This window comes from Streptomyces sp. SID4985, from assembly GCF_009863025.1.
In the GTDB taxonomy this organism is placed as follows: domain Bacteria; phylum Actinomycetota; class Actinomycetes; order Streptomycetales; family Streptomycetaceae; genus Streptomyces.
This window is the reverse complement of record NZ_WWIR01000039.1, coordinates 1-7,617: the sequence shown is the minus strand read 5'-3', so window position 1 is coordinate 7,617 and position 7,617 is coordinate 1. Positions and strand designations below refer to the sequence as shown.

9 protein-coding genes and 1 pseudogene are annotated in these 7,617 nt (G+C 70.7%); 8 read left to right on the top strand and 2 right to left on the bottom strand.

The features are described from left to right. Together GTW40_RS01670 and GTW40_RS01665 are read left to right on the top strand one after the other, a co-directional pair. Positions 1–266, top strand: a pseudogene (locus GTW40_RS01670) (sigma-70 family RNA polymerase sigma factor); the annotation flags it as partial. 45 nt (positions 267–311) lie between these two features. Then, entirely contained in the window at positions 312–809 is a 498-nt protein-coding gene (locus GTW40_RS01665; protein WP_161178344.1) for a GNAT family N-acetyltransferase, read from the top strand. 35 nt (positions 810–844) lie between these two features. On the opposite strand, the gene GTW40_RS01660 is transcribed toward GTW40_RS01665, so the two are convergent. Further along, the gene (locus GTW40_RS01660) at positions 845–1,270 is read right to left on the bottom strand and encodes a hypothetical protein (RefSeq protein WP_161178343.1); all 426 of its coding nucleotides are present in this window, start codon (positions 1,268–1,270) and stop codon (positions 845–847) included. Position 1,271: 1 nt separating this feature from the next. Further along, complete coding sequence (locus GTW40_RS01655) at positions 1,272–1,631, bottom strand: hypothetical protein (RefSeq protein ID WP_018549073.1); 360 nt, start codon at positions 1,629–1,631, stop codon at positions 1,272–1,274. 598 nt (positions 1,632–2,229) lie between these two features. Here GTW40_RS01655 and GTW40_RS01650 point away from each other — a divergent pair. The 6 genes from GTW40_RS01650 to cbiE form a co-directional block, all read left to right on the top strand. Then, complete coding sequence (locus GTW40_RS01650) at positions 2,230–3,264, top strand: ATP-binding cassette domain-containing protein (protein WP_161178342.1); 1,035 nt, start codon at positions 2,230–2,232, stop codon at positions 3,262–3,264. Continuing rightward, a complete protein-coding gene (locus tag GTW40_RS01645; protein WP_161178341.1) occupies positions 3,261–3,998 on the top strand; it encodes a methionine ABC transporter permease in 738 nt (245 codons plus the stop codon). The genes GTW40_RS01650 and GTW40_RS01645 overlap by 4 nt, the downstream gene beginning before the upstream one ends. An 88-nt stretch (positions 3,999–4,086) precedes the next feature. Beyond that, complete coding sequence (locus tag GTW40_RS01640) at positions 4,087–4,920, top strand: MetQ/NlpA family ABC transporter substrate-binding protein (protein WP_161178340.1); 834 nt, start codon at positions 4,087–4,089, stop codon at positions 4,918–4,920. A 75-nt stretch (positions 4,921–4,995) separates the two neighbouring features. Then, the gene (locus tag GTW40_RS01635; RefSeq protein WP_161178339.1) at positions 4,996–5,829 is read left to right on the top strand and encodes a MetQ/NlpA family ABC transporter substrate-binding protein; all 834 of its coding nucleotides are present in this window, start codon (positions 4,996–4,998) and stop codon (positions 5,827–5,829) included. A 192-nt stretch (positions 5,830–6,021) separates the two neighbouring features. Next, complete coding sequence (locus tag GTW40_RS01630) at positions 6,022–6,669, top strand: GNAT family N-acetyltransferase (RefSeq protein ID WP_161178338.1); 648 nt, start codon at positions 6,022–6,024, stop codon at positions 6,667–6,669. A 142-nt stretch (positions 6,670–6,811) separates the two neighbouring features. Next, the coding region (gene cbiE, locus GTW40_RS01625; protein WP_161178337.1) for a precorrin-6y C5,15-methyltransferase (decarboxylating) subunit CbiE at positions 6,812–7,617 on the top strand (806 nt) is incomplete at its 3' end.

The following is a 7,617-nucleotide window of genomic DNA, read 5'->3' as shown; positions in this document are numbered from 1 at the left end:
CCGCCGACGAGGCCGGGCCCGGACCCGAGCAACTCGCCCTGGCCGCCGCCCGGTACGGCCTGCTGCGCGAGGCGGTCGGGCGGCTGCCCGGGCGCTGCCCCCGCCTCCTGGAGGCGCTGCTCTCCCCGAAGGACCCCACCTACCGCGAGATCGCGGGGGAGTTGGGTATCTCACAGGGCAGTCTCGGCCCGGAACGTTCCCGATGTCTGGGATGTCTGCGGCGATTGCTCGCGCCGGAGGTTGCGGCCGGGGGAGTGCGGGGATAGGTGTGGGGTACGACGGCTGATCAGGTGAGCGGGAGGCGTGCGCACATGGGCATGAGCGTGACCATCTCGGCGGCGACCGAGCGGGACGCGGAGCAGATCTTCAGGCTCCAGTACCTGTGTTTCCAGAGCGAGGCGGCGCGGTACGGCAACTACCGCATCGACCCGCTCGTCCAGAGCCTGGAGTCGGTCCGCGAGGAAGTCGCCGCCGACTGTGTCTTCGTCGCGCGGCTCGGCGACGAGATCGTCGGCTCGGTGCGCGGCCGCCTCACCGAGGACGGCGCCGCGGCCATCGGCACCCTCTGTGTGCACCCCCGCCTCCAGGGCCACGGCATCGGCGCCCGGCTCCTCGGCGCGGCCGAGGCCGCCCTCACCGAGCAGCGCGGCGCCACCGTGTTCCGGCTGCACAGCGGCCACCGCAGCGACGCCGGACTGCGGCTGTACCGCCGCGCCGGATACCAGGCGGTGGGCCGCTCCCAGGGCGCCGACGGGGTGGAGATGATCGTGCTGGAGAAGAAGGCGGGCGCCTACGCGGCCACCGCGTGACGCCCTGCGCGACTGGCGCGTAACCCCCTGCGCGGCTAGCGCGTGACGTCCGCGCGCAGCCGCGCCTTGCGCAGCCAGTACATCGCGGACAGCGGCAGCAGCACGGGGATGAACACGTACCCCATGCCGTAGTCCGACCACACGGTGGCGTCGGGGAACGCGGACGGCTCGATCAGGGTCCAGGTGCCCACGACCAGCACACCGGCCAGCTCGGCGGCGCAGCACACCAGCGCCGCCCGGCGGGCCGTCTCGCCGCCCCGGACCAGCGTGTACGTGATGAAGCCGTACACCACGCCCGCGAGCGCGGAGAGCGCGTAGGCGAGCGGGGCCCGGTCGAACTCCGTGGCGATCTGGTACACCGAGCGCGACACGGCGCCGACGACCATCACGCCGTAGAACCAGACGAGCAGCATGCCCGGCCCACTGATCAGCCGGGCCGGCTTCTCCTCCAGCGCCGTCACTTCAGCCTCCCCAGATGTCGAAGAGCCGTACTTCCAGCACGGCAAGGACCACGCCGCCCGCGGCGGCCGTCACCGAGCCCCAGCGGGTCCGCTCGGCCAGCGACATGAACCCGGCCGCGGGCACACACGCGAACGCGCCCAGCAGATACGCCACGAAGATCGTCGTGCCCTGCTCGGGACGCTCGCCCCGGGCCAGCCGTACGACCCCGACCACCAGCTGCACCAGGGCGAGGACCGACACCACGGCCATGCCGATCAGGTGCCAGTCCTTGGTCGGCTGGTCCCGGTACGCGGCCCAGCCGCACCAGGCGGCCAGGAGCAGCGCGGCGACCCCGGTCACCAGCAAGAGGGCGTTGAGCATGCGGAGACCTTATTACGGCCGAAACGGACGCCCGCCGCCGCCCCCGCCCTGCGCCGCCGCCCGTCCCCGGCAACCGCGGCGGCCGTGGCGTAGGCCACAGCCCGCCCTTCGGGGGAGTCCGGCACCCTCCCCCCGCCGGTGGCCCGCTGCCCTTGTCCGGCTTGGCCGAGCGGGCGGGAGCGGCGGAACCCGAGCGTCCGCCCTGTCCATGAGAGCTGTCCGCCACTGTCCAGCATGTGGACAGCGGTCTCCGGTAAGGAGCGTCCGTCTGCTTTACTGGCCCGCATGACCACGACGAGCAGCCGCACCCTTGCGACCGAGGCGACCATGACGCCCGGTGCTCGTTGTATGTGTCGAATGTGCGCCTTCTAGAGGGCCCCCGCACCATCTGAGCCTCGCGCCCCGAAGCGAGAGCCGCGGTAGATCGTCCGGAACACCGGCGTACCGGATCCGTGCCGCCTTTCGCGCACACGCCGTTCTCCCCGGGTTTCCCCCGGTCCCCATCGCCACCGCGAGAACCGTGCCGCGTCCCCATACGAACGCAAGCACCCGTGCCGGGCCCACCCGCGCCCGCGCACTCGACAGTGACGGAAATCCTGTGATCACGACATCGGGCCTGACCAAGGTCTACCGCTCCCGAGGCCGCGAGGTCACCGCCCTCGACGGCGTGGACCTCCACGTCCGCGAAGGCGAGGTCTACGGCGTCATCGGCCAGTCCGGCGCCGGCAAGTCCTCCCTGATCCGCTGCGTCAACCTGCTGGAACGCCCCACCGCCGGCACCGTGACCGTGGCCGGGCAGGACCTCACCGCGCTCGCGGGACGCGGACCGCGCGCCGGACGGGAACTGCGCCGGGCGCGCTCCCACATCGGCATGGTCTTCCAGCACTTCAACCTGCTCTCCTCGCGGACCGTGCAGGACAACGTCGAACTGCCGCTGGAGATCCTCGGCAAGTCCGGCAAGGAGCGCTCGCGCAAGGCGCTGGAACTCCTCGACCTCGTCGGCCTCGCCGACAAGGCCAAGGCCACCCCCGCCCAGCTCTCCGGCGGCCAGAAGCAGCGCGTCGGCATCGCCCGCGCCCTGGCCGGAGACCCCAAGGTCCTGCTCTCCGACGAGGCCACCAGCGCCCTGGACCCCGAGACGACCCGCTCGATCCTCCAGTTGCTGCGCGACCTCAACCAGCAGCTCGGGCTCACCGTTCTGCTCATCACCCACGAGATGGACGTCGTGAAGTCCATCTGCGACTCCGCCGCACTCATGGAGAAGGGACGCGTCGTGGAATCCGGCACCGTCAGCGAACTGCTCGCCACCCCCGGCTCCCAGCTGGCCTCCGCCCTGTTCCCGGTGGGCGGCGAGGCCACCGGCGCCGACCGCACCGTCCTCGACATCACCTTCCACGGCGAGGCCGCCACCCAGCCGGTCATCTCCCAGCTCTCGCGCACCTACAACATCGACATCTCGATCCTCGGCGCGGCCATCGACACCGTCGGCGGCCTCCAGATCGGCCGGATGCGCATCGAACTGCCCGGCCGCTACGAGGACAACGTGGTGCCCATCGGCTTCCTGCGCGAGCAGGGTCTGCAGATCGACGTCCAGGGCCAGGAGCCCGTGCTGGTGAAGGATGGTGCCAAGTGACCTGGTCCGAGATGCAGCCGCTGCTGTCGCAGGCGTGTTCCGAGACGTTCTCGATGGTGCTGTGGTCGACCCTGATAGCCGTCGCCGTCGGCCTCCCGCTCGGCATCCTCCTGGTCCTCACCGACCGGGGCGGACTGCTCCAGAACGTGGTCGCCAACAAGGTGATCGGCCAGATCGTGAACGTCGGCCGCTCGATGCCGTTCATCATCCTCATGGTCGCGCTGATGAGCTTCACCCGCTGGGTCACCGGCACCACCATCGGCACCACCGCCGCGATCGTCCCGCTCGCCATCGGCGGCATCCCGTTCTTCGCCCGGCTCGTCGAGACGGCCGTCCGCGAGGTGGACGGCGGACTCGTCGAGGCCGTGCAGTCCATGGGCGGCAACACCTGGACGATCGTCCGCAAGGTCCTCGTCCCCGAGTCCCTGCCCTCGCTGATCGCCAGCACCACGACCACGATCATCGCCCTCATCGGCTACTCCGCCATGGCCGGCACCGTCGGCGGCGGCGGCCTCGGCGACCTCGCCGTCCGCTACGGCTACCAGCGCTTCGAGACCGAGCTGATGTGGATCACCGTCGGCATCCTCGCCGTCGTCATCTCGCTCATCCAGTTCGCCGGCGACTTCGCGGCCCGCTCCCTGCACGGGCGCGGCGGACGCTCCGGACCCGCGCCGAAGCTGAGGCTGCTGAAGGCCACGGAACCGGCCGCGGCCGACGTCTCCAAGGTCGCCTGAGCCCGGGTCCGCCCGGCCTCTCAAGGACACCCCAGACTCCCCGTTCACCCGTACACGGGGTCGCACCACCCAAGGAAAGGCACTTTTCGTGCGTAACACCGCCAAGCTCACCACCGCCGTCCTCGCCGCCGGAGCCATCGCCTTCGGGCTGACCGCCTGCGGCTCCGGCAAGGACTCCGCCGGTTCCTCCGACTTCAGCGGACCGCTGATCGTCGCCGCGAGCCCCACCCCGCACGCCGAGATCCTGAACTTCGTCCAGAAGAACCTGGCGAAGAAGGCCGGACTCGACCTCGAGGTCAAGGAGTTCAGCGACTACATCACGCCGAACACGGCGACCGAGGACGGCTCCGTCGGTGCCAACTACTTCCAGAACCAGCCGTACCTGGACGACTTCAACAAGAAGCGCGGCACCCACATCGTGCCCGTCGTCACGGTGCACCTGGAGCCGCTCGGCCTCTACTCCCACAAGGTCAAGAAGGCCGACGCGCTGAAGAGCGGTGCGACCGTCGCCGTCCCCAACGACGCCGTCAACGAGGCCCGTGCCCTCAAGCTCCTCGCCGCCAACAAGCTCATCACCCTCAAGGACGGCGTGGGCAACGAGGCGACCCCGGCCGACATCACGGCGAACCCCAAGAAGCTGAAGTTCAAGGAGGTCGAGGCCGCCCAGACGCCGCGCTCCCTGGACGACGTGGACGCGGCCGTGGTCAACGGCAACTACGCGATATCCGCCGGTCTCAAGCCCGCCAAGGACGCCCTCGTCCTGGAGTCCCCGAAGGACAACCCCTACGGCAACTTCCTCGCGGTGAAGAAGGGCAACGAGAAGGACCCCCGCGTCGAGAAGCTCGCCAAGCTGCTGACCTCGCCCGAGGTGAAGAAGTTCATCGAGGACAAGTACCAGGGCTCCGTCATCCCCTCGTTCTGACCGCGACGCGCACGCACGACGCGTGCGGCTGACGCGCTGGAACGACCGACGCGCACGAACGACAAGGGGATCGACATGCGCAAGACCGTATGGCTCGCGGTGGCGGCCGCCCTCCCGCTCGGCCTCGGCCTCACCGGCTGCGGCTCGGGCTCGGCCTCGGACGGCGGTGGTAATAAGGACGGCGCACTCGTCGTCGGCGCCACCCCCGTCCCGGCCGGCGAGGTGCTCGGCTACATCCAGGACCACCTCGCCGCCAAGGCCGGACTGAAGCTCCAGGTCAAGGAGTTCACGGACTACGTCCTGCCGAACACCGCTCTCCAGGAGGGCTCGCTCGACGCGAACCTCTACCAGAACAAGCCCTTCCTGGACGACTTCAACAAGTCCAAGGGCACCGACCTGGTGCCGGTGGTCGACGCCTACCTGCCGCCCATGGGCGTCTACTCCAAGAAGGTCAAGGACGTCACCAAGCTCCCCGACGGAGCCACCGTCGGCGTGCCCAACGACCTGACCAACGAGGCCCGCGCGCTCAAGCTCCTCGCCGCGAGCGGTGTCATCGAGCTCAAGAAGGATGCCGGTGCCCAGGCGTCCCCGGCGGACGTCGTCAAGAACCCCCGGCACCTGAGGTTCAAGGAGATGGAGGCCGCTCAACTCCCGCGCTCGCTGGACGACATGGCCGCCGCCGTCATCAACAACAACTTCGCCCAGGACGCCGGACTCAGCCCCACCAAGGACTCGATCTACCTGGAGTCCGCGAAGAACAACCCCTACGCCAACCTCCTCGCCGTCAAGCGCGGCAGCGAGAAGGACCCGCGGGTCGAGAAGCTCGCCAAGCTGCTGACCTCGCCCGAGGTGAAGAAGTTCATCGAGGACAAGTACCAGGGCTCGGTCCTGCCGGTCAGCGGAGGCTGACCCGGCCCCGGCCCGCCGCACACGGCACGTACGGCCCCGCTCCCGCACCCCGCAAGGGGGTTCCCGTGACCCACGGGGACGGCGGGGGAGGGGCCCCTCGTGCGTTTCAGTGGTTACATGCTTCATGCTGGGCAGTTCAGCGGGGCTTCCTGACGGCCCCTCACAAAACGATCCGACGTTACGGAGCGGCGCATGACTAGCACCTTCCCCAACATCTCCATCAGCACGGAGCGGTTGGTGCTGCGCCCCCTCGACGAGGACGACGTGCCCGCACTGGCCGAGATGATGAACGACGAACAGGTCGCCGCCTGGACGGACGTCCCCCAGCCCTTCAGTGAGGAGGGCGCCCGGCACTGGATCACCGAGTACGCCCCCGCCGAACGCACCGCCGGACGCGGACTCGACCTCGCCGTCACCGAGTTCCTCACCCAGCGCCTCGTCGGCATCGTCCAACTCGCCAAGACCGACTGGCAGATCAGGTCCAGCGAACTGTCGTACATCATCGCCCCCTGGGCGCGCGGCGAGGGCTACGCCTCCGAGGCCGCGCTCGCCACCGCCCAATGGCTCTTCGGCGACCAGAAGTTCGAGCGCATCGAGATCCGCACCGCCGCCGACAACACCGCCTCCCAGCAGGTCGCCCAGAAGATCGGCTGCATCAGCGAGGGCGTCCTGCGCAACGCCTGCATAGCGCACGTCCGCACCGAGGACGGCACCTGGACCGACATGCGCACCGACTACATCGTCTGGAGCCTGCTGCCCGAGGACCTGGAGGGCGCCGAGGAACAGCTCTCGGACAGCCGGGGCTTCGGCGCGTACGCCGACTACTCCGACTGGAACTGACCCCGCCCGGGCCCGGCCGGGACGGCGGCGGGCGACGGACACCACCCGGGCCCCCGCACCCCCGCCCGACCAGGTAACCTCACGGGGCCCGCACCCTGGGCCACCCCTCTGACGACCTGCGAAGACCTGGAGACTGACGACGATGGCCGACCGGGTCACGGTGATCGGCTGGGACGGCTCGCCGCTGACCGAGGCGGCACGCGGTGCCCTCGGCGCCGCCACGCTCGTCGCGGGAGCCGCCCACCACCTGGCACTGCCCGAGATCCCGCGCACCGCCGAACGCGTCCGGCTCGGCAGCCTCACCCTGGCCGCCCGCCGCATCGCCGCGCACCGCGGCACCGCCGCCGTGCTCGCCGACGGCGACCCCGGCTTCTTCGGCGTCGTCCGCACCCTGCGCGACCCCGCGTTCGGCCTGGAGGTCGAGGTCGTCCCCGGCGTCTCCTCCGTGGCCGCAGCCTTCGCCCGCGCCGGGATGCCCTGGGACGACGCCGAGGTGGTCGTCGCCCACCCGCGCACCCTGCGCCGGGCCGTCAACGTCTGCCGCGCCCACCCCAAGGTCGCCGTCCTCACCGCGCCCGGCGCCGGACCCGCCGAACTCGGCCTGCTCCTCGACGGGGTGCACCGCACCTTCGTCGTCTGCGAGGAACTCGGCACCGAGAACGAACGCGTCAGCGTCCTCACCTCCGACAAGGCCGCCGACCACACCTGGCGCGACCCCAACGTCGTCATCGTCATCGGCGGCCACCCCGGTGCCGTCGAGGGCGGCGGCTGGATCGCCGGGCGCGACCCCGCCGTGGGCCCGCGCGGCTGGACCCAGCCCGACGAGGCGTACGGCGGCGGTCTCGGCGAGGGCGAGAGCGAGTTGCTGCGCGCCGCCCAGCTCGCGCGCCTCGGGCCCCGCACCGGCGACCTGGTGTGGGACATCGGCTGCGGCGCGGGCGCCTTCGC

Coding starts and splice junctions, on each gene's coding strand:
- GTW40_RS01635 (WP_161178339.1), top strand. CDS start 4,996: ATGCGCAAGACCGTATGGCTCGCGGTGGCGGCCGCCCTCCCGCTCGGC.
- GTW40_RS01630 (WP_161178338.1), top strand. CDS start 6,022: ATGACTAGCACCTTCCCCAACATCTCCATCAGCACGGAGCGGTTGGTG.
- GTW40_RS01655 (WP_018549073.1), bottom strand. CDS start 1,631: ATGCTCAACGCCCTCTTGCTGGTGACCGGGGTCGCCGCGCTGCTCCTG.
- GTW40_RS01665 (WP_161178344.1), top strand. CDS start 312: ATGGGCATGAGCGTGACCATCTCGGCGGCGACCGAGCGGGACGCGGAG.